The 18,688-nt window shown below is 62.7% G+C and carries 21 protein-coding genes and 1 tRNA gene; 12 read left to right on the top strand and 10 right to left on the bottom strand.

Going from position 1 to position 18,688, the window contains the following annotated elements:
- Window positions 1-5: 5 nt before the first annotated feature.
- From kdpA to FJ943_RS10310, 3 genes are all read right to left on the bottom strand, one after another.
- Complete coding sequence (gene kdpA, locus FJ943_RS10320) at window positions 6-1,709, bottom strand: potassium-transporting ATPase subunit KdpA (RefSeq protein WP_140721229.1); 1,704 nt, start codon at window positions 1,707-1,709, stop codon at window positions 6-8.
- 20 nt (window positions 1,710-1,729) lie between these two features.
- The gene (gene kdpF / locus FJ943_RS10315) at window positions 1,730-1,819 is read right to left on the bottom strand and encodes a K(+)-transporting ATPase subunit F (RefSeq protein ID WP_015315765.1); all 90 of its coding nucleotides are present in this window, start codon (window positions 1,817-1,819) and stop codon (window positions 1,730-1,732) included.
- A gap of 368 nt (window positions 1,820-2,187) precedes the next feature.
- Window positions 2,188-2,907, bottom strand: a complete 720-nt coding sequence (locus tag FJ943_RS10310) for a Crp/Fnr family transcriptional regulator (RefSeq protein ID WP_140618800.1) — start codon at window positions 2,905-2,907, stop codon at window positions 2,188-2,190.
- Window positions 2,908-3,126: 219 nt separating this feature from the next.
- On the opposite strand from FJ943_RS10310, the gene FJ943_RS10305 reads away from it, so the two are divergent.
- Entirely contained in the window at window positions 3,127-3,363 is a 237-nt protein-coding gene (locus FJ943_RS10305; RefSeq protein ID WP_140721227.1) for a hypothetical protein, read from the top strand.
- A gap of 120 nt (window positions 3,364-3,483) precedes the next feature.
- On the opposite strand, the gene FJ943_RS10300 is transcribed toward FJ943_RS10305, so the two are convergent.
- Window positions 3,484-3,786 carry a DUF982 domain-containing protein gene (locus tag FJ943_RS10300; RefSeq protein ID WP_140721224.1) on the bottom strand — a complete coding sequence of 101 codons (303 nt, stop codon included), beginning with the start codon at window positions 3,784-3,786 and terminating at the stop codon, window positions 3,484-3,486.
- Between the two features lie 196 nt (window positions 3,787-3,982).
- The gene (locus FJ943_RS10295; RefSeq protein ID WP_140721221.1) at window positions 3,983-5,242 is read right to left on the bottom strand and encodes an acyltransferase; all 1,260 of its coding nucleotides are present in this window, start codon (window positions 5,240-5,242) and stop codon (window positions 3,983-3,985) included.
- Window positions 5,243-5,879: 637 nt separating this feature from the next.
- Here FJ943_RS10295 and FJ943_RS10290 point away from each other — a divergent pair.
- Entirely contained in the window at window positions 5,880-6,296 is a 417-nt protein-coding gene (locus FJ943_RS10290; protein ID WP_140721219.1) for a hypothetical protein, read from the top strand.
- 528 nt (window positions 6,297-6,824) lie between these two features.
- Here FJ943_RS10290 and FJ943_RS10285 read toward each other — a convergent pair.
- Window positions 6,825-6,914 (bottom strand) — tRNA-Ser (locus FJ943_RS10285).
- 370 nt (window positions 6,915-7,284) lie between these two features.
- On the opposite strand from FJ943_RS10285, the gene FJ943_RS10280 reads away from it, so the two are divergent.
- The 4 genes from FJ943_RS10280 (at window position 7,285) to FJ943_RS10265 (ending at window position 10,273) form a co-directional block, all read left to right on the top strand.
- A complete protein-coding gene (locus FJ943_RS10280; protein WP_246671852.1) occupies window positions 7,285-8,013 on the top strand; it encodes a DUF2569 domain-containing protein in 729 nt (242 codons plus the stop codon).
- A 131-nt stretch (window positions 8,014-8,144) separates the two neighbouring features.
- On the top strand, window positions 8,145-8,468 hold the full coding sequence (locus FJ943_RS10275) for a hypothetical protein (RefSeq protein WP_140661735.1): 324 nt from the start codon (window positions 8,145-8,147) through the stop codon (window positions 8,466-8,468).
- 244 nt (window positions 8,469-8,712) lie between these two features.
- Window positions 8,713-9,702 (top strand): BMP family ABC transporter substrate-binding protein, encoded by a 990-nt coding sequence (locus tag FJ943_RS10270; RefSeq protein WP_015315759.1) that lies wholly within the window; start codon window positions 8,713-8,715, stop codon window positions 9,700-9,702.
- A gap of 94 nt (window positions 9,703-9,796) precedes the next feature.
- Window positions 9,797-10,273, top strand: coding sequence for a GNAT family N-acetyltransferase (locus FJ943_RS10265; RefSeq protein ID WP_140721213.1), 477 nt, complete (start codon window positions 9,797-9,799; stop codon window positions 10,271-10,273).
- On the opposite strand, the gene FJ943_RS10260 is transcribed toward FJ943_RS10265, so the two are convergent.
- Entirely contained in the window at window positions 10,252-10,650 is a 399-nt protein-coding gene (locus tag FJ943_RS10260; protein WP_015315757.1) for a hypothetical protein, read from the bottom strand. The two genes, FJ943_RS10265 and FJ943_RS10260, sit on opposite strands and share 22 nt — an antisense overlap.
- A 22-nt stretch (window positions 10,651-10,672) precedes the next feature.
- A complete protein-coding gene (locus tag FJ943_RS10255; protein WP_123151274.1) occupies window positions 10,673-10,879 on the bottom strand; it encodes a SlyX family protein in 207 nt (68 codons plus the stop codon).
- A 216-nt stretch (window positions 10,880-11,095) separates the two neighbouring features.
- On the opposite strand from FJ943_RS10255, the gene FJ943_RS10250 reads away from it, so the two are divergent.
- The 6 genes from FJ943_RS10250 (at window position 11,096) to deoA (ending at window position 17,337) form a co-directional block, all read left to right on the top strand.
- Window positions 11,096-12,628 carry an ABC transporter ATP-binding protein gene (locus FJ943_RS10250; protein WP_140661734.1) on the top strand — a complete coding sequence of 511 codons (1,533 nt, stop codon included), beginning with the start codon at window positions 11,096-11,098 and terminating at the stop codon, window positions 12,626-12,628.
- On the top strand, window positions 12,625-13,764 hold the full coding sequence (locus FJ943_RS10245; RefSeq protein WP_015315755.1) for an ABC transporter permease: 1,140 nt from the start codon (window positions 12,625-12,627) through the stop codon (window positions 13,762-13,764). Before FJ943_RS10250 ends, FJ943_RS10245 begins: the two co-directional genes overlap by 4 nt.
- A 1-nt stretch (window position 13,765) precedes the next feature.
- On the top strand, window positions 13,766-14,737 hold the full coding sequence (locus FJ943_RS10240; protein ID WP_140661733.1) for an ABC transporter permease: 972 nt from the start codon (window positions 13,766-13,768) through the stop codon (window positions 14,735-14,737).
- 65 nt (window positions 14,738-14,802) lie between these two features.
- Window positions 14,803-15,195, top strand: a complete 393-nt coding sequence (cdd, locus tag FJ943_RS10235; RefSeq protein WP_015315753.1) for a cytidine deaminase — start codon at window positions 14,803-14,805, stop codon at window positions 15,193-15,195.
- Window positions 15,196-15,208: 13 nt separating this feature from the next.
- A complete protein-coding gene (locus tag FJ943_RS10230) occupies window positions 15,209-16,018 on the top strand; it encodes a purine-nucleoside phosphorylase (protein ID WP_140713251.1) in 810 nt (269 codons plus the stop codon).
- Window positions 16,018-17,337, top strand: coding sequence for a thymidine phosphorylase (gene deoA / locus FJ943_RS10225; RefSeq protein ID WP_140721210.1), 1,320 nt, complete (start codon window positions 16,018-16,020; stop codon window positions 17,335-17,337). The genes FJ943_RS10230 and deoA overlap by 1 nt, the downstream gene beginning before the upstream one ends.
- A 6-nt stretch (window positions 17,338-17,343) precedes the next feature.
- Here deoA and FJ943_RS10220 read toward each other — a convergent pair whose 3' ends face one another.
- Both FJ943_RS10220 and upp read right to left on the bottom strand, forming a co-directional pair.
- On the bottom strand, window positions 17,344-17,907 hold the full coding sequence (locus tag FJ943_RS10220) for a TIGR02281 family clan AA aspartic protease (RefSeq protein ID WP_015315750.1): 564 nt from the start codon (window positions 17,905-17,907) through the stop codon (window positions 17,344-17,346).
- 121 nt (window positions 17,908-18,028) lie between these two features.
- Window positions 18,029-18,658, bottom strand: a complete 630-nt coding sequence (gene upp / locus FJ943_RS10215; RefSeq protein WP_015315749.1) for a uracil phosphoribosyltransferase — start codon at window positions 18,656-18,658, stop codon at window positions 18,029-18,031.
- Window positions 18,659-18,688: the final 30 nt, after the last annotated feature.

Raw genomic sequence — 18,688 nt, 5'->3', positions numbered from 1 at the left:
CTGCCTCAGAATGTCTGTCCATGGATCATCGCCAGGTGCTCGACGACAGGTCCGACGGCGAGCGCCGGCAAGAAGGTCAGGCCGCCGACGATGACGATGACGCCGACTAGCAGCCCGACGAACAGCGGACCGTCGGTCGGGAAGGTGCCGGCTGAGGCGGGGACGGTCTTCTTCGCCGCCAGCGCGCCGGCGATGGCGAGCGCCGGGATGATGACCAGGAAGCGGCCCATCAGCATGCCGATGCCGAGCGTGATGTTGTACCAGGGCGTGTTGCCGCTGAGGCCGCCGAAAGCCGAACCGTTGTTGGCCGCCGCCGAGGTGTAGGCGTAGAGAATCTCGGAGAAGCCGTGCGGCCCGCCATTGGCGATCGACGCCACCGCGCTCGGCAACACCACCGCGGTCGCCGTGAAGATCAGCATCGCCAGCGGCAGGCACAGGATGGCCAGCATCGCCATCTTGACCTCCTTCGCCTCGATCTTCTTGCCGAGATATTCGGGCGTGCGGCCGACCATCAGGCCGGCAACGAAGACGGCGATCAGGATGAACATCAGCATGCCGTAGAAGCCGGCGCCGACGCCGCCGACGATGACCTCGCCGAGTTGCATGTTGATGAGCGGAACCATGCCGCCGAGCGCGGTGAAGCTATCGTGCATGGCGTTGACCGCGCCGCAGGAAGCGGCCGTCGTGATGACGGCGAACAAAGCCGAGAGCGCGATGCCGAAGCGGGTCTCCTTGCCTTCCATGTTGCCGCCGTCGATGCCCAGCGCATGCACCAGCGGATTGCCCGCGGCTTCCGCCCAGTAGCAGACGGCGACGCCAACGATGAACAGCACGCCCATTGAGGCGAGGATCGCCCAGCCCTGGCGCTGATTGCCGACCATGCGGCCGAAGACGTTGGTCAATGCGGCGCCGACGACGAAGATCGACAGCATCTGGATCAGGTTGGAGATGGCGTCGGGATTCTCGAAGGGATGTGCCGCGTTGGCATTGAAGAAACCGCCGCCATTGGTGCCGAGCATCTTGATGGCGACCTGCGAGGCGACCGGCCCCAGCGCGATGGTCTGCTTGGCGCCCTCAAGCGTCGTGGCGTCGACGTAAGGCCCCAGCGTCTGCGGCATGCCGAGCCAGACATAGACCAGGGTGAGCACGACGCAGAGCGGCAAGAGCACATAAAGTGTGGCGCGCGTCATATCGACCCAGAAATTGCCGATGGATTTGCCCGACGCCCGGGCGAAGCCGCGGATCAGCGCGATTGCAATGGCGATGCCGGTGGCGGCCGAAACGAAATTCTGGACCGTCAGCCCGGCCATCTGCACGAGATAGGACATCGTGCTTTCGCCGCCGTAGTTCTGCCAGTTGGTGTTGGTCATGAAGCTGGCGGCGGTGTTGAAGGCGAGCGCTGGGTCGACCGCGCTCATGCCGACCGGATTGTAGGGCAGACTGCCTTGCAGGCGTTGCAGGACATAGAGCACCAGGAAGCCCGCCAGGTTGAACAGCAGGAGAGCCACCGCATAGGTGGTCCAGTGCTGCTCCTCGCGCTCGCTGGTTCCGCAAATGCGGTAGAGCCCGCGCTCAAGCGGGCCGAGGATCGGTGAAAGCGGCGTGCGATCACCATTGAAGACGCGGTGCATGTAGAAGCCAAGCGGCTTCACCAGCAAAACAAGGATCCCGCAATAGAGGAGGATCTGTATCCATCCGTTCAGTGTCATGGCTGTGGCTTTCCGTGCCTTCAGAAGCGTTCTGGACGAATGAGGGCGTATGTCAGATAGGCGAGCAGGAACAAGGTCACGCCACCGCCGAGGATGTAATCGACAAGCATGGTTCGATCCTTCAGCCTAAATCTTGTCGCAAGCTTTGACGTAGACGATGGAAAGACCGAAGAACAAAGCCCCGACCCCAAGAACAATAATGTCCATTGTGCTTTTCCTTGCTTCCAGTTTCTACTGTTCGCCCGCCAAAGACAGGTCGGCAATACCGTGAGACAGCGCGCCGCACTGGGCGGCGTCCGACGGCTTTTGCTCGACGTGAATATGACCCGATCGCCATAAAGGTTCGAGACGGGGCGGATGGGAAAGAAATAGGAATTCTATAAAGGTTCCGGCGCGGCTCGCCGTCGAAGAGCAGCTCGTCGACGCGGATTGCCGGGAAGGATATGCCGCCGCGCTTTGCGGCCTTGCTGGGAACGCTCTACCGCGGCTCCCGCGTCAGGCTGAGATAGGTCGGATCGAACTCGGCGATTTCCTGGAGCCTGTGCCAATCCAGGATTGTCACCGTGTGATTTGCCCAATTGACGACGCCGACTTTGCGCAAGGCGCCGATGACGCGGTTCATGTGTACGACGGAAAGACCGAGCACATCGGCCAGCTCGGCCTGTGAGAGCGGCAGGTGAAAGCTCATGCCGTTGGTGCGCTGCACCACCTGCAGCCGTACGAAAAGCTCACAGAGGAGATGGGCCAGGTGTGAGGTCTTGGAGCGGCGGCCCATCGCCACGATCCACTCGCGATGGATGGCGCCGTCGACCAGCGTGTCCAGCCACAGCAGCCGCGTCAGATGCGGCGCTTCCTCGGTGATGGCGCGAAGCCGGCTGTGATCGGCGAACATCACATGACAGGGCGACATGGCAACGATGCCGTGATCCATCGTCTTCAGGAGGAAGGCGTGGAGATCGACGAAATCGCCAGGCACCTGCAGCGAGGTGAACTGCCGGCCGCCGTTCTCGAGCACCTTGTAGCGCGCTGCCAAACCGTCGAGGACCAGGGTCGAATAGGTGGGCCGCGCGCCCGATGCGACGATATCCTGGCCGACCGCGAAATGCCGCTCGAAAGTCATGGCCTCTGCCAGCAGCGCCTTTTCGGCATCGGAAAGCGCGTCGTGCTGGGCGAGATTCAGATACAGGGATTCCAGCACCGCTATCTCCAGCGAAAGGGCTCAGAGCCGATCGCCAACTGTCGAAAGCAAGGGGCGGCTACCGAAGCACTAGGTCGTCGGGCGCCGGCGGGCATTAACATTTGTTAGAAGGCGCTTATTCGCCAACGAAGATCATCTCTGATGGAACAACGGCTTAGCCCGCGAATTGTCGCTCAAGTCTCTTTTGGAAATTTCATCAGCTCGGGATCCGGCCGCATCATGCCCAGATACTTTCTCGACCTTTACAATGGCGATGGCCTGACGGTGGATGACCATGGTCAGGTGTTCGACTCGCGCGAGCGTCTGCGGCGCGAGGCAATCCTTATCCTGCCCGACATCATTCGCGACGAGATGATCGAAAACGACCGAACGGCCATCACCGTGAAGGTGCGCGACGAGAGCGGGCGCCATGTCTTCGAGGCATCGCTCGTCATCTCATCGAGTTGGTGCGATTGACCGCGGCCTGGTCTGCGGACCCTCCGCAAGATGGAACGGAAAAGCCGGGCTCGGAGGGCCAAGCCGGGCTTTCGGGGGAGCGGCCTTACGAGCTGGCCATCGCAATGACAGCTCAAACGATCAGGCGGCGTAGCCTCCATGGCCGCGTGCGACGGCCCGCGCCACGATGACCGGCTCGATCTCGGGCCAGAGAATACCGGTGGCTTCCGCGAATTCAACAAGCGCATGGCGCGCCTCGTCCCTCGTGATGCAGCCTTCCAGGGCCAGGCTGCACGCCTCGACGGCATTGCGATAAAACGGACCACGTCGGGAGGTCGTCCAGTTGGTCAGGAAATCGTGCATTTCGGCCAGCGAGGCGATTTCGCGCTTGAAGCCGAGACCGACGGTCAGTGCGACGGGCGGATGAAACAACTTGTCATACATGAAGCGGGCTCCTGATTATAGCAGCGCCAGGAGAAATATCCGGGCTGGTCCACGGACGGGACGCCGTGAAACGCGCCGCGGGCCAAGAGGTTCCGGGCCGGGAGATTTCACATGAAAAGCGGCTGTCGTGCTCTGATCGCCATGCCCCCATCGTTCCCGCCAGCACAGGCCAATCAGCATTCGAACGGCCCGGAAATCATCGCTCTTGGACGTTATGCGCTGCCTGCAGACTGTCTTGTGAGACGTCCGCGATGCCCCAGGGCTGCGCCGCGTCAGCGGCTGTCGTCTCACGCACCTCGCGATGCGTCGACAGGCGAAGAACTGCCGCAAGACGGTTCCCCAGCGAGACGCCCGGCTTTTCGACCACAAGATGCGCGACCAGCGCCAGGAGGATCAGAAGCACCATCGCAATCAATATCACGAGCCAATATTGGGCGGGGTTGTCCATGGCGAAGGCCCGCACGGGCGCGATGGAGAATGTCGAGACGAAGGCTAGTCCCTGCAAGAGATAGATGCCAAAGCTGATCTCGCCCAGCCGCACTGAGCGTGAGGCCGTCAGCAGACCAAAGAAATCAGCGCCCGTCACCACCAGGAAGAAGGTGGCAATGCATAGCAGCATCGGCCCCGGCGCGTAGGCAGTCTTATAGACAGCGAAGATACACACCAGCATCACAAGGGCGGCGGCGGACAAGGCATGCCGATGCCACGTCACCAGCAGGCCGTGTGCTTCAAGCGTTGCGCACAACATTCCGCCCGCGAAAAGTCCGAGAAAGCCGTAGGCGGGGCGGCCTCCGTTCACTGACATGAGAATTGAAAAAACCAGGAGAACGGCTGGCAAGCCCATGCGGGCCACCGGATGCCGGCTGAATATCGCCGCGATCGGCAGGCTGAAATACAACAGCCATTCATAGGGCAAGGTCCAGGTTACGCAGGCCAATGCGCAGACGCGGGAACTCGAAAGCGGGACGTAGCCGAAGACACCGAACAGCAGATTGAAAAATGCCTGCTCGTAAGTTGCGAAGGCCGAATAGTCGATCGCGCCATCGGCGACCTCCAAAGCCATCGCCGTGCCGACGGCCACAACATAGAGCGGCCCGATCCTGAAAGCCCGCTTGAGGAACAGGGTCGGAAAATCCACGGAGGACCTGGCCGACAGCAGTTTCCCCCAGAACAGATAGGCAGAGATGATGAAGAACAAGGATACGCCTACCTGTCCCAGTGGGCCATAGAAAGCCGAGGGCGGATACTTCCATGCGCCGGTCGCCAGCATTTCATGGTAGATGACGGCGTGGTGAAGCACGACGGCAAGCGCCAGATAGCCTCGCATTCCGTCTATTGCCCGCACCCTGGAGGAGTTCGATCCGAAACCTACCCGCTGAAACAGCGGCATGCCCGCAAGCGGCCAAAGCAGCGCGACGACCACAAAAGCAGGCCAGATGTCATAAAGTCCAATCACGATTGCTCCGAGCCGATGCGCACAGCACGCTGAGTCGCTTTGTTGGACTATGCAACCTTGCCCAGAGCCGGCACAAGCGCTCGCCACCATCCGCCAACCGAACAATCATTGGCCTGCCTGGCCGAAGCCGTCGAGCGCATGCGCGACGACCGGTTCTTGTCGAGCACAACCCGAACAAGTTCCAAACCGACAACACCCTCGTGGCCAAGGGCCTGTTCCGGCACAGGAAGCACAGGCTGACGCTGACAGGGCCAAGCAAGGTGCCCTTGCTACCGAGGCGGCAGAGCTGGCCAAGCAGGAGGAGATTGACCGTGCTGTCGAACTCTCGATGTCCAAGTTCAACCAGCAGCTTGCAGCCCAGCGCATGGGTGTGAAGACCCAAGGGCAATCCGGTATCAGGACGTCGGGATTGTTCCGCCTACGGCAGAGGTCGAGAAGACCACGGTCAAGGTCCTCGGCGGTATCGAGGTTTCATACCAGCAGGCCAAGGACATGGCCGAGGGCAGATCACGCAGGACGAGTTCAACAAGGCCGAGGTCGACGGTCTGGCTGCCCGTGGCTACACCGCGCCAAAGTCTTTCAGGTAACCACGGGGGCCGAGAGTGGCGAGGGGGCTTCGGCCCCTGAGTTGCCCGCCGTGGACAATGCCGAGGACGCCGAGGCCGACGACGAACTGAACGACGACGAGAAGCAAGAGAAGCAACATGCCGAGTTTGTGCGGATGGCCGACCGGAGCCTTGACCGCTTCAGGGAAACCCACAGCGAGGCCCAGCAGCAATTCATCGTGGACGCCTACGTCGCGACCGGAGAGATACCCGTGGGTGAAGCCTTCGGGATCGAGGAGGTTGAGGTGGCTGTGGTCGAGACTGCGTTCAGTCAGCACCTCGATAGGAACGTGCTACGGCAGCATGGGCTGAACCTTCAGACCTACTTCGAGCATGTCGACGAGGCCGATTACCCGGCGCTCCGCAGGGCTGCGGCCAAGGGTGAATGGCATGTGTTCCATGGGCATGCTCAGGCCATAGCAGCGGCCCGGAAGGCGCATGGGCTCTAATTCAACTTCCCCGGGTCGTTGGGCATAGGCGGGATGTCCCAAGCTCCCACTATCGCCCCGCCCGGGGCCTTTTCTCCACAACACCCTGGGCTCAATAGAGCCCACAGACCGAGCAAAAAAAGGAATATGACAAAGAAGTTGAAAGTAACTCCGAGCCAGAAACGGATGGGCTGCATCTCGCGCAGGTAAACTCGCCCGCGCACCTTTAGGATGCCAGAATAAAGAGCTAACCGGATCGTTGGCACCACGGTTCGAACCCACCAATAGATGCAACAGATGATAGCCACAATCCAAATAACTCTAACGAGCACAAGTCTCCTTCCAGGGCCGTGTCCGTCGCACGATGGTCAGATCACCAGAACGGCACACTAGTATACTTACCGCCTATTGTCGCAAGGCAGACGGCGAAGCGTGCCCGAGGGCAGATTGAGGAATGATGCCAGTTTGGTCTAAGTGATTGGTCTAAGTCGCCGGTGGTCGATCCACTAAGGTCATGATTTGCTGAATAAATTCAGCTATTCTGTAGAATGGCGGAGAGAGCGGGATTCGAACCCGCGTTACGGTCTCCCGTAAACACACTTTCCAGGCGTGCGCCTTCAACCACTCGGCCACCTCTCCGTCCTTGCATTTTTCGCGACGGCCGGTTTCGCCGCGCGGGTTGGGGACAATGCAGTCCCTTCAGGGAGGAGTAGCGATTTCCGCGCTATGGGTGCCGCCAACCAGCGGACACCTCTCCCCGGCACCTGAGCCGTCAAAGCAACAGGCGCGGGGCTCATCTAGTCGATCCCGCGCCGAATGCCAAGCCATAACGACAGTCTATTCGCTTTGCCGGCCACACAGCGCTTCGCGAGGCCGCCGCGGCATCCGTTTCGAGGTGCCGACGCCCCGAATGATGTGCACAGGCGAGCCCGCAAGGCCGGCCGCGCTTGACTTCGTCGCGGGCCACCTGTCGAGTGGAACGGAGGCTTTGCGGGGGCATCGTCCGGGCATGACATCAGGCAGTGAACAACCGGGCGGCAGGATGCCGGGGCAGGCGCCAACCGGGCGCCCGGACAGCGGGCTGTCCTACGTGCCGGTGGGCTGGCTCATCTTCGTCATGGCGTGGTCGGTCTACGGCCTGGCCTCCGCCTGGTGGCTGACCGGCAATTCCGGCCTGCCGGACAGGATCTTCTATTTCCTCCTTGGCGGGCTTGCCGTCGACATCATCACCATCCTGTGGGGGCTTTATTTGCTCGGCCTTGCCTTTGGCCGCTCGGCGCGCTTCCCGCGCCAGTTCATCATCTGGCAGGTGGCGACCATCGCCTGGGTGCTGGCGAGGCAGGCCTATGTGCTCGCCGTGCCCGATTTCGTCTTTTCCGCCAGGAGCCTGCTTATCGGCGGCGCCGAAATCGCCATCGGCCTGCTCTGCATCTATCTGCTGCGCCGTGGGTCCGGCGCCGAGGGCGTCTATGCCAGGTCGCGGATCGAAGCGCCGTCGGTCTTCGTTTCCATCGTGGCTGCCTTGCTCGGCATCGTCCTGGGCGCGGTCATTGGCGCGGTTGGCGGCTTCCTGGCTGGCTCGGTGATCGCCGATGTCGCCGAGGTCAGTTGCTTCGAGGGCGGCTGCGGCTACTTTGCCGCCTTCATCGGATTGGCCGGGCTGGTGGTCGGCGCCATTGCCGGAGGCATTCTTGCCGTCTGGCTCGTTCACCGCCCCAGGCGCGAGCCGGTCGCATAGGGCCCAGAAAAGCGCGGGCCTTAAATTCGCGTATCGCGATTGCAGCTGAACCGCACGCATTCTATTTCTGTTTCGGACATGTACCGGCGGTCTTCTGGTCAGCGTCCAGGGGGAACCGGGGGAGAGCCTTGATGTTTCGCTTCGTCTTTCGTCTTGCGGCCATGGTCGCGCTATCGGTTTCCGTCATTATGGCGGTGCTCGACACGACGCGCACGGTGGCGGCTTCGGCCCTTGTGCTGACCCCGCTCAACGCCAGTTGGCTGGCCGTCTCGCCGGACACGCGGGCCGCCTTCGAAACCTTCGTCCGCGCCAAGGCCAGTCCGCTGCTGTGGGACACAGTCATCGCCTGGGTGCTCAACCAGCCGGGCTTTGCCGTCTTCGCGGTGCTGGCCTTGCTGCTGTACGCCATCGGCTATCGGCGGCAGCGGCGCACGGGACAGTTCGCCGCGAACTGAACCCATCTCCCGCACCATTCCGGCCGGCTGCTGAAAGCTTGCACGCAAGATCGGATCGCGGCTTGGCTTGCCCGTGGCACGCTTTTCCAAAAGGTCAAAATTCCGCGTGAATTTTGTTTCGGGCCGTGCCAGATTGCCCGGGAGCGGGAGGGCAATACACTCCTGGCTAACGTCGTTTGCTTGCCGGAGAACCGGGCAGCAGGCGGTGTGCAACGGAAAAAATAACCGACAGGGTGTGGATCACATGAAACGTATCGTTCTCGGCCTTCTGGCCGCAACCGCAATGGTTCTTCCGGCTTTCGCCGCGGATGTCCAGCCGGCCATCCTCTATGATCTGGGCGGCAAGTTCGACAAATCCTTCAATGAGGCTGCCTACCATGGCGCCGAAAAATTCAAGACCGAGACCGGCGTCGCCTATGTCGAGTTCGAAGTGTCCAACGCCTCGCAGCGCGAGCAGGCGCTGCGCCGCTTCGCCGAGGACGGCCACAACCCGATCGTCATGGCAGGCTTTGCCTGGGAGGATGCGCTGAAGAAGGTCGCGGCCGAATACCCGGACCTCAACTTCGCCATCATCGACGATGCGGTCGACCTGCCCAATGTCCGCTCGCTGGTGTTCAAGGAGAATGAAGGCTCCTATCTCGTCGGCATCATGGCCGCGATGGCGTCGAAGTCGAAGAAGGTTGCCTTCGTCGGCGGCATGGACATCCCGCTGATCCGCAAGTTCGAATGCGGCTATGTCGGCGGCGCCAAGTCCGCTGGCGCGACCGACGTCATCCAGAACATGACTGGCGATACGCCGGCGGCGTGGAACGATCCGGCCAAGGGTGGCGAGATCGCCAAGACGCAGATCGACCAGGGCGCCGACGTGGTTTACGCGGCCGCCGGCGGCACCGGCGTCGGTGTGCTGCAGGCGGCGGCCGATGCCGGCAAGCTCGGCATCGGCGTCGATTCCAACCAGAACGGCCTGCAGCCCGGCAAGGTGCTGACCTCGATGCTGAAGCGCGTCGACGTTGCCGTCTACACCGCCTTCATGGATGGCAAGAACGGCACCTTCAAGGGTGGCGTCGAGAATCTCGGCCTCAAGGAAGGCGGCGTCGACTACGCCATGGACGACAACAACAAGGCACTGGTGACCGACGAAATGAAGGCGGCCGTCGAAAAAGCCAAGGCCGACATCATCGCCGGCACAGTCAAGGTGCACGACTACACAGCCGACAACGCCTGCCCCTATTGATCGGCGGCACCGTACGGCCATGATCTGCAACCGCCGGGCGAAAGCCCGGCGGTTTTGCTTTTGCCGATCGAACGAAGCTGGCATGGAGCGAGGAATGCAGCCAACGATCGAACCCATCCGCGGGCATGACATCGAAGTCGTCGCGCGACTGCGGATTGCCGCCTTCTTCGAGGGGACGGGAAGGACGCTGGAAGAGGATGTGGCAGGGCTTCGCAACCTGCTGACCAGCGACGGCCTCGAAAAGGCTCTGGTTGCCCGTGTGAACGATGTGCCGATAGGCACCTGCCTGCTGGTCCGCCACGAACTGGAACCGGCGCATGATCTGACACCGTGGCTGGCCGGGCTTGTCGTCGATGCCGGCCATCGAGGCAAGGGAACCGGCACCGCGCTGGTCAAGGCGATCGAAGCGCATGCAGCGTCAGCCGGCGTCGAGACGCTCTACCTCTACACTTGGCAAGCGCGCGAGTTCTACGTGGCGCTCGGCTGGGACGCGATCGAGCTGTGCGAACAGGACGGCGAAACGATGATGCTGATGTCGCGCCGGCTCGATCACAATGTGCCCAGGAGATAGCCGAGCGCGAAGGCCGCAATCAGCCCGGCCATGACGACAAGTCCACGCCGACCGCCGAGCGAATGCACGCCAACGCCATACGGCTGTCGGGACAGGCTTCGGATCACTGTCGGCGACTTTGCATCGTTGCCGCCCAGGCCAACGCCTCGCATCTGTGGCAATTCGGCGAGTCGCTGCGTAACCAGTTCCCAATGATTGACGCCGGCTGGTTTTTCGGCGCGATCGAAGACATGCATGCGCTCGGCCAGCTGCACCACCGCGTCGCGGAACGCAGGGTCGATCTCGAGATCGCGCTCGGCCCGCTCGCGCTCGGCATCGTTCATCAGGCCCAGCACATAGTCGCCGGCCCTTGCGATACGATCGCTCTCACCGGCCATGATCCGTGCCCTCCCCCTCTCCTCACCAGTGTGGCGGCTTGGTCACCGGCACATCCGGTGCCGCCTGCTCTTCAAGCGCCAGGAAGCGGTCTGTCAGCGCATCAAGCTTGCGCTGCATGCGTTCGATCACCTTCCACTGCTCGGCGATCTGGCCCGACAGTTCCTCGATGGTCTTCTCCTGCTCCGCGGCGCGGATTTCCAGCGTCGTCAGCCGGTCGGCGGGCATGATCATGCAAAGTCCCCAGTTTGTACCGCGACACCTTGCGCCGCAACGTCAAATCGACCTCGCCATAGTAGCGAATGTGAGAGCTTCGGCCACGTTCGAAATTGACAAGCGCGCGGGGATTTGTCGAGAGTGGATGCTGCTCCGGACAATTGGCATGGGCGGAGTGCCATGCTAGGCGTTTTGACCAAGCGATAAAAAAATAAGAGTGGGACAGGCTGCATGGCGCAAGCCGCAATCGAACTGATCGGCATCAACAAGAGTTTCGGCGCGGTGCGCGCCAACCGCGACATCAATCTGGAGATTGCGCGCGGCACCATCCATGGCATCGTCGGCGAGAACGGCGCCGGCAAGTCGACGCTGATGTCGATCCTCTACGGTTTCTACCAGGCCGACAGCGGCGAGATCCGCGTCGGCGGCAAGCCGGCATCGATCAAGACACCCAACGACGCGATCGCGCTCGGCATCGGCATGGTGCACCAGCATTTCATGCTGGTCGACAATTTCTCGGTGCTGGAGAACATCATCCTCGGCGCCGAAACCGATGCGCTTCTGAAGAGCAGCATCGCCAAGGCGCGCTCCGAGCTTGACCGGCTGGAGCGCGAATACGGGCTGGACGTCGATCCCGATGCGATCATCGAAGAACTGCCGGTCGGCCTGCAGCAGCGTGTGGAAATCCTGAAGGCGCTTTATCGCGGCGCCGAAATCCTGATCCTCGACGAGCCGACGGGCGTTTTGACGCCGGCCGAGGCCGACCACCTGTTCCGCATCCTCAGGCAGTTGAAGGAACAGGGAAAGACGGTGGTGCTGATCACCCACAAGCTGCGCGAGATCATGGCCATCACCGACACCGTGTCGGTGATGCGTCAGGGCACGATGGTGGCGACCCGGGAGACCAGGAAAACCACCGTCGAGGAACTGGCCGAACTGATGGTCGGGCGGCGTGTCCTCTTGAGGGTCGAAAAGGGCGAAGCCGAGGCCGGTGCCGTCAAGCTCGCGGTCAAGAACCTGACGGTCAGGGATTCCCGTGGCGTCACCATGGTCGACGACGTCTCCTTCGATTTGCGCGCCGGCGAGATCGTCGGCATCGCCGGCGTTGCCGGCAACGGGCAATCCGAGTTGCTTGAGGCGATTTCCGGCATCAGGCACGCCGTTTCCGGTTCCGTGACGCTCGACGGCAAGCCGATCGATCTCACCGGCAAGGCCGATCCCGGCGAATTGCGCGACCGTGGCCTCGCCCACGTACCGGAAGACCGCCACCATGTCGGGCTGGTGCTGGCCTTCGAGGAGAACGAGAATTCCATCCTCGGCTACCACGACGATCCCCGTTACCTCAGGGGACCGTTTCTCAACATCGATGCCATCATGGCCGATGCCAGGGACAAGATCGAGAAATACGACATTCGTCCCGGCAATCCGCGCCTGAAGACGGCCAATTTTTCCGGCGGCAACCAGCAGAAGATCGTGCTCGCGCGTGAAATCGAGCAGGACCCCGGCGTGCTGATCGTCGGCCAGCCGACGCGGGGCGTCGACGTCGGCGCCATCGAGTTCATCCACAAGCGCCTGATCGCCATGCGCGACCAGGGTAAGGCGGTGCTGGTGGTCTCGGTCGAGCTAGACGAGATCCGCTCGCTCTCCGACCGCATCCTGGTGATGTTTGCCGGCCGGGTCGTCGGCGAGCGCGGCCCCGACGCGACCGAAGGCGAGCTTGGCCTGCTGATGGCCGGTGTCGAGCATCGGGAGGCGGCGCAATGAGCACGCCTTACGCCAAATTGCCGGCCTGGGCCGACTACGGGCTGATCCCGCTGATCAACCTGTCGGTCGCCTTCATCGTCGCTGGCTTCGTCGTCATGCTCGTCGGCGAAAACCCCTTCCGTGCCGCCGTCATCCTGGTCGAAGGCGCCTTTGGCAAGGGCACCGGCATCGCCTTCACCCTCTTCTACGCCACGACCTTCATATTCACCGGGCTTTCGGTGGCGGTGGCGGCGCATTGCGGCCTGTTCAACATCGGTACCGAGGGACAGGCCTACATCGCTGGCCTCGGCATCGCCATCGTCTGCCTTTCCTTCGACAGCACACTGCCCTGGTGGCTGACATTTCCGCTGGCAATCGTCGCTTCGGCGCTCGTGGGCGCATTGTGGGCGTTGATCCCCGCCTACCTGCAGGCCAAGCGCGGCTCGCACATCGTCATCACGACAATCATGTTCAACTTCATCGCCGCCTCGATCATGGTCTACCTGCTGGTCGGTCCGCTGAAGCCGGCAGGGTCGCAGGCGCCGCAGACGCGCAACTTCCTCGCCGGTGCGGAGCTGCCGAAACTGAACTGGATCATCGAATTGTTCGGCGCCAAGATCCGCTCGGCCCCGCTCAACATCTGCTTCCTGCTGGCGCTGGTGATGGCTTTCCTGGTCTGGCTGCTGATCTGGCGCACCAAGCTCGGCTATGAGATGCGCACCTATGGCCACAGCCCGAAAGCGGCCCGCTATGCCGGCATTTCGGAAACCCGCATCATCATCACTGCGATGATGATCTCGGGCGCGCTGGCCGGCATGATGGCGCTCAACCCGGTGATGGGCGACCAGCACAATGTCGCGATCGACTTCGTTTCTGGCGCCGGTTTCGTCGGTATCGCAGTGGCGCTGATGGGCCGCCTGCATCCGGTCGGCATCGTGCTGGCGGCGATCCTGTTCGGCATGCTTTACCAGGGCGGCGCCGAACTCGCCTTCGAGATGCCGGCAATCAGCCGCGACATGATCGTCATCATTCAAGGATTGGTCATCCTCTTCGCCGGCGCGCTGGAGCATATGTTCAGGCCCTATATCCAGGCTCTGTTCGCCTCGTTCAGCCCGAAATCGGTGGGCATGCAGGCTGTCAACGGGAAGGGCGCATGAGATGGATATCTTCAACGCGATCATCCAGGTGCTGGACTCTACCATCCGCCTGTCGGTGCCGCTGCTGCTTGCCTGCCTCGCCGGCCTCTATTCGGAGCGGGCCGGCATTTTCGACATCGGCCTCGAAGGCAAGATGCTGGTCGGCGCCTTCGCGGGTGCTGCCGCGGCTTCCGTGTTCCATTCGGCGCTTATCGGTCTCGGCATGGCGATCCTGATCTCTGTCGCCTTCGCTTTGGTGCACGGCTTTGCCTCGATCACCCATCGCGGCAACCAGATCGTTTCGGGCGTTGCGATCAACTTCGTCGCCGCCGGATCGACCATCATTCTCGGCCAGGCATGGTTCCAGCAGGGTGGCCGCACGCCGGCGCTGCAACCGGGCGAACGATTCGAGGCGATCATCTGGCCCGGCGCCGATGCAATCAGGGGCGTGCCGATCATCGGTCCGATCTATGCCGAACTGATCTCCGGCCATTCAATCCTCGTCTATTTCGCCTTTGCGATGGTGCCGTTCACCTGGTGGGTGCTGTTTCGCACGCGTTTTGGCCTCAGGCTGCGCGCGGTCGGCGAGAATCCGGCCGCGGTCGACACCGCCGGCATCTCGGTCGCCTGGCTGCGCTATCGCGCGCTGATCTGCACGGGCATCCTGACCGGATTTGCAGGCGCCTATCTTTCGATGGTGCAGAATGGCGGCTTCGTGAAGGACATGACCGCGGGCAAGGGCTACATTGCGCTGGCCGCGCTGATCTTCGCCAAATGGAAGCCGGTCAACGCCATGTTCGCCTGTCTGCTGTTCGGTTTCCTCGACGCGGCGTCGATCCGCCTGCAGGGAACGCCGCTGCCCATTGTCGGCAAGGTGTCGGTGCAGTTCATGCAGGCCCTGCCCTATATCCTCACCGTCGTCCTGCTTGCCGGCTTCATCGGCAAGGCCATCCCGCCGCGCGCCGGCGGCGTGCCCTATGTCAAGGAACGCTAAAGGTCGACAGTTCGGCGCAGACGAAGCGCCGGGTTTTGGACACGATCATCGGAGAGAACACCTGAATGTCGCATGATCTGTTCGAAGCGGCCAAGGCCGCCATGGCCAAGGCTTATGCGCCCTATTCCAAGTTCCCGGTGGGTGCCGCCATACGCACCGAGGACGGACGCGTCTTCACCGGCGCCAATATCGAGGTCGCCTCCTATCCGGAAGGCTGGTGCGCCGAGACCACCGCGCTTGGCCATTATATCATGGGCGGCGGCGGCAAGATCGTTGAAATCGCCGTCCTTGCCGAACGCATGGCCAAATGCTCGCCTTGCGGCGGCTGCCGCCAGCGACTGGCCGAATTCTGCCGCCCGGAAACGAAGCTCTATCTCTGCGACAACACCGGCGTGGCCGAAACCGTGACCATGGGCGACATGCTGCCCTACGGCTTCCGCGGCGACATCCTGAAATGAAGAGCTGGCTGATATGACGCAAAAAACGGTCGACCACCTTATCGAAAGGCTGGACGGCCTGGCGCCGTCGACCGCGCTTGTGCTGGGTTCGGGCCTGGGCGGCCTGGTCGACCGGATCGAGAATCCGATCCGCGTCTCCTATGCCGACCTGCCCGGCTTCCCCAGGAGCGGTGTCAGCGGCCACGCCGGCCAAGTGGTCGCCGGGCTGTTTGCCGGCGTTCCCGTGCTCATGCTGTCCGGCCGCGCCCACTACTATGAGCATGGGAACGCCGCGGCGATGCGTCCGGTGCTGGAAGTGCTCGCCGGCATCGGCATCACGAAACTGATCCTCACCAACGCGGCCGGCTCGGTCGATCCGGATATGCCGCCGGGTTCGGTGATGCTGCTCACTGATCATATCAACTTCTCCGGCACCAACCCGCTGATCGGCGAGCCCAGCGACCGCCGTTTCGTCGGCCTCACCGAAGCTTATGATGCCGGCATTCGCGACGCGATCGAAGGCGCGGCGAAGGCGACCGGCACTGCGCTTCATAAGGGCGTCTACATGTGGTTCTCGGGCCCCTGCTTCGAGACGCCGGCCGAAATCCGCATGGCGCGCATCATGGGCGCCAACGCCGTCGGCATGTCGACCGTGCCGGAAGTCATTCTCGCGCGTTTCCTCGGCCTTCGCGTCGCTGCCTGTTCGGTCATCACCAATTTGGCCGCCGGCATGACCGGAGCCGAGCTTTCGCACCAGGAAACCAAGGACATGGCGCCGGTTGGCGGATCGCGGCTGGCAACGGTGCTGCAGCGCGTGTTCCGTGACGGGCTGCTGGAGAGCTGATGCTTCCACAGGAAATCATCCGTCACAAGCGCGACGGCCACAAGCTGGCGCCTCACGAGATCGCCGCCTTCATCGACGGCGTGACGTCTGGTACCGTCACCGATGGCCAGGTCGCGGCCTTCGCCATGGCGGTGTTCTTCAACGGCATGAACCGCGACGAGGCGGTGGCGATGACGCTGGCCATGCGCGATTCGGGCGACGTGCTCGACTGGTCGGATTTGCCAGGCCCTGTCACCGACAAGCATTCGACGGGCGGTGTCGGCGACAATGTCTCGCTGATGCTGGCGCCGATCGTTGCCGCCTGCGGCGCCTATGTGCCGATGATCTCGGGCCGTGGTCTCGGCCATACCGGCGGCACGCTGGACAAGATGGATGCCATTCCCGGCTACATCAGCCAACCCGACATCACGCTGTTCCGCAAAGCCGTGCTTGAAACCGGCTGCGCCATCATCGGCCAAACCGCCGACCTGGCACCTGCCGATCGCCGGCTCTACGCCATCCGCGACGTGACCGGAACCGTGGAGTCCGTGCCGCTGATCACCGCATCGATCCTGTCGAAGAAGCTCGCGGCGGGCCTGCAATCGCTGGTGCTCGACGTCAAGGTCGGCAATGGCGCCTTCATGGAGAAATCCCGGGATGCGACCGCGCTTGCCAACAGCCTCGTCGAGGTCGCCAGCGGCGCCGGACTGAAAGTCTCGGCACTGATCACCGGCATGAACGAACCGCTTGCCTCCGCCGCCGGCAATGCCGTCGAGGTGCGCAATGCCGTCGATTTCCTGACCGGCCGCCTGCGCGACCGGCGGCTGGAGGACGTGACGCTGGCGCTGGCAGCCGAAATGCTGCAGTCGGCGGGACTGGTGTCGTCGAACCAGGACGGCATGCGACGCGCCACCGAGACACTCGCCAGCGGCCGCGCAGCCGCCACCTTCGCGCGCATGGTGACGGTGCTTGGCGGCCCCGCCGATTTCATCGAGAAGCCAGAGAAATATCTGTCGGAAGCAGCAACGGAAATCGCGGTGAAGGCGACGTCGGAGGGGTTCGTCACTGGCATCGCCACCCGCGACATCGGTCTCGCGGTCGTCGGCCTGGGCGGCGGGCGCACCCGGCCCGAGGACAGGATCGACCCCTCGGTCGGCATCACCAGGCTGCTGCCCATAGGCGCGGAAGTACACGCCGGAGATGCGCTGGCTCTGATCCACGCCCGCTCACCGTTAGATGCCGAGACGGCAGCCGCGACCGTGCTTTCAGCGTATGCGATCGGTGCTTCGAAGCCGGCCGCCGACAAGTCGGTCATCCGGCGGATTCTGCCGCGTGGCTGAGTGGACCTACTGAACCAGCAGCAATGTGCCGTTTTCGGCCTGGTATTTGCCGAGTCTGTTGAGAAAGCTCATGCCGATCAGGTTGGTGCGCAGTGCCCTGTCGTCGAGTACGATCGCCTGCACACCCTCGACGCTGATGCTGCCGATCTGCAAGCGATCAATCGTCACCACGGCTGCCTTGATGGTGCCGTTGGCGGTGTTGACTTCGTGGCTGAAATCGGAGGGATTGAGCGACAGTCCGATCCGGCGTGCCGTCGACATATTGACCGCGACCAGCGTCGCACCGGTGTCGATCATGCCGTCGACTTGACGGCCGTTGAGCCTGAAGGTCGACGAGAAGTGTCCGCGCCCGTCCGCCGCGACCACGACCTTCCGGCCGGTCGGCAGCGGCGCTACCGGCTTGTCGGGAACGGAGGCCAGGCTGACATCCGGTTGCGTCTCGGCCGCTGGCTTGGCCGTCACCGCCGATTTCAGCAGGTTTTCGAATATTCGCGGATTCGACTGGTAGACGACCGGGATCGATGCCGACGCACCGGCAAAGACGCTGAGAATGAGAAGCTTGCGCAGCATGGATCGGCCTTTGTGAAGAGCTGATCATTAGCGCCGGATGGTGTTTGCCGCTTTAACGCGCGCCGGAACCACGTCTTTGCGTAAACGCCTGGTAAAAAATACCAAGCACATTGCTCGGGTATTACTTCGTCCCGTACATGCGGTCGCCGGCATCGCCAAGGCCGGGCATGATGTAGCCCTTCTCGTTGAGCTGGCGGTCGATGGACGCGGTGAAGACCGGAACATCCGGATGCGCCTTGGTAAAGCGCTCGATGCCTTCGGGCGCCGCCAGCAGGCACAGGAAGCGGATGTTGGTGGCGCCGCGCTCTTTCAACTTGTCGATCGCCGCGATCGCCGAATTGGCTGTCGCCAGCATCGGGTCGACGACGATGACCAGCCGGTCGGCGAGGTCGCTCGGCGCCTTGAAGAAATACTCGACGGCCTCCAGCGTTTCATGATCGCGGTAGAGGCCGACATGGGCGACGCGGGCCGCCGGCACCAGGTCGAGCAAACCTTCGAGCAGGCCGTTGCCGGCGCGCAGCACCGAGGCGAAGACCAGCTTCTTGCCCTCCAGCGTCGGAGCCTCCATCGTCTCCATAGGCGTTTCGATCGTTGTCGTCGTCAGTTCGAGATTGCGGGTGACCTCATAGCCGAGCAGCAGCGATATCTCACGCAGCAACCGCCGGAAGCCGGCCGTCGAGGTCTCCTTCTTGCGCATGATGGTCAGCTTGTGCTGGACAAGCGGATGATCGACGACTGTGACGCCCTTCATGATGTGCTCCGACGGAATAGTGAGTGGTGA

The organism is Mesorhizobium sp. B2-3-10, assembly GCF_006442275.1.
Classification (GTDB): domain Bacteria; phylum Pseudomonadota; class Alphaproteobacteria; order Rhizobiales; family Rhizobiaceae; genus Mesorhizobium; species Mesorhizobium australicum.
This window is presented reverse-complemented; position numbering and strand designations above follow the sequence as displayed.

Coding starts and splice junctions, on each gene's coding strand:
- kdpA (WP_140721229.1), bottom strand. CDS start 1,709: ATGACACTGAACGGATGGATACAGATCCTCCTCTATTGCGGGATCCTT.
- kdpF (WP_015315765.1), bottom strand. CDS start 1,819: ATGCTTGTCGATTACATCCTCGGCGGTGGCGTGACCTTGTTCCTGCTC.
- FJ943_RS10305 (WP_140721227.1), top strand. CDS start 3,127: ATGCCCAGATACTTTCTCGACCTTTACAATGGCGATGGCCTGACGGTG.
- FJ943_RS10300 (WP_140721224.1), bottom strand. CDS start 3,786: ATGTATGACAAGTTGTTTCATCCGCCCGTCGCACTGACCGTCGGTCTC.
- FJ943_RS10280 (WP_246671852.1), top strand. CDS start 7,285: ATGACATCAGGCAGTGAACAACCGGGCGGCAGGATGCCGGGGCAGGCG.
- FJ943_RS10275 (WP_140661735.1), top strand. CDS start 8,145: ATGTTTCGCTTCGTCTTTCGTCTTGCGGCCATGGTCGCGCTATCGGTT.
- FJ943_RS10270 (WP_015315759.1), top strand. CDS start 8,713: ATGAAACGTATCGTTCTCGGCCTTCTGGCCGCAACCGCAATGGTTCTT.
- FJ943_RS10265 (WP_140721213.1), top strand. CDS start 9,797: ATGCAGCCAACGATCGAACCCATCCGCGGGCATGACATCGAAGTCGTC.
- FJ943_RS10260 (WP_015315757.1), bottom strand. CDS start 10,650: ATGGCCGGTGAGAGCGATCGTATCGCAAGGGCCGGCGACTATGTGCTG.
- FJ943_RS10250 (WP_140661734.1), top strand. CDS start 11,096: ATGGCGCAAGCCGCAATCGAACTGATCGGCATCAACAAGAGTTTCGGC.
- FJ943_RS10245 (WP_015315755.1), top strand. CDS start 12,625: ATGAGCACGCCTTACGCCAAATTGCCGGCCTGGGCCGACTACGGGCTG.
- FJ943_RS10240 (WP_140661733.1), top strand. CDS start 13,766: ATGGATATCTTCAACGCGATCATCCAGGTGCTGGACTCTACCATCCGC.
- cdd (WP_015315753.1), top strand. CDS start 14,803: ATGTCGCATGATCTGTTCGAAGCGGCCAAGGCCGCCATGGCCAAGGCT.
- FJ943_RS10230 (WP_140713251.1), top strand. CDS start 15,209: ATGACGCAAAAAACGGTCGACCACCTTATCGAAAGGCTGGACGGCCTG.
- deoA (WP_140721210.1), top strand. CDS start 16,018: ATGCTTCCACAGGAAATCATCCGTCACAAGCGCGACGGCCACAAGCTG.
- FJ943_RS10220 (WP_015315750.1), bottom strand. CDS start 17,907: ATGCTGCGCAAGCTTCTCATTCTCAGCGTCTTTGCCGGTGCGTCGGCA.
- upp (WP_015315749.1), bottom strand. CDS start 18,658: ATGAAGGGCGTCACAGTCGTCGATCATCCGCTTGTCCAGCACAAGCTG.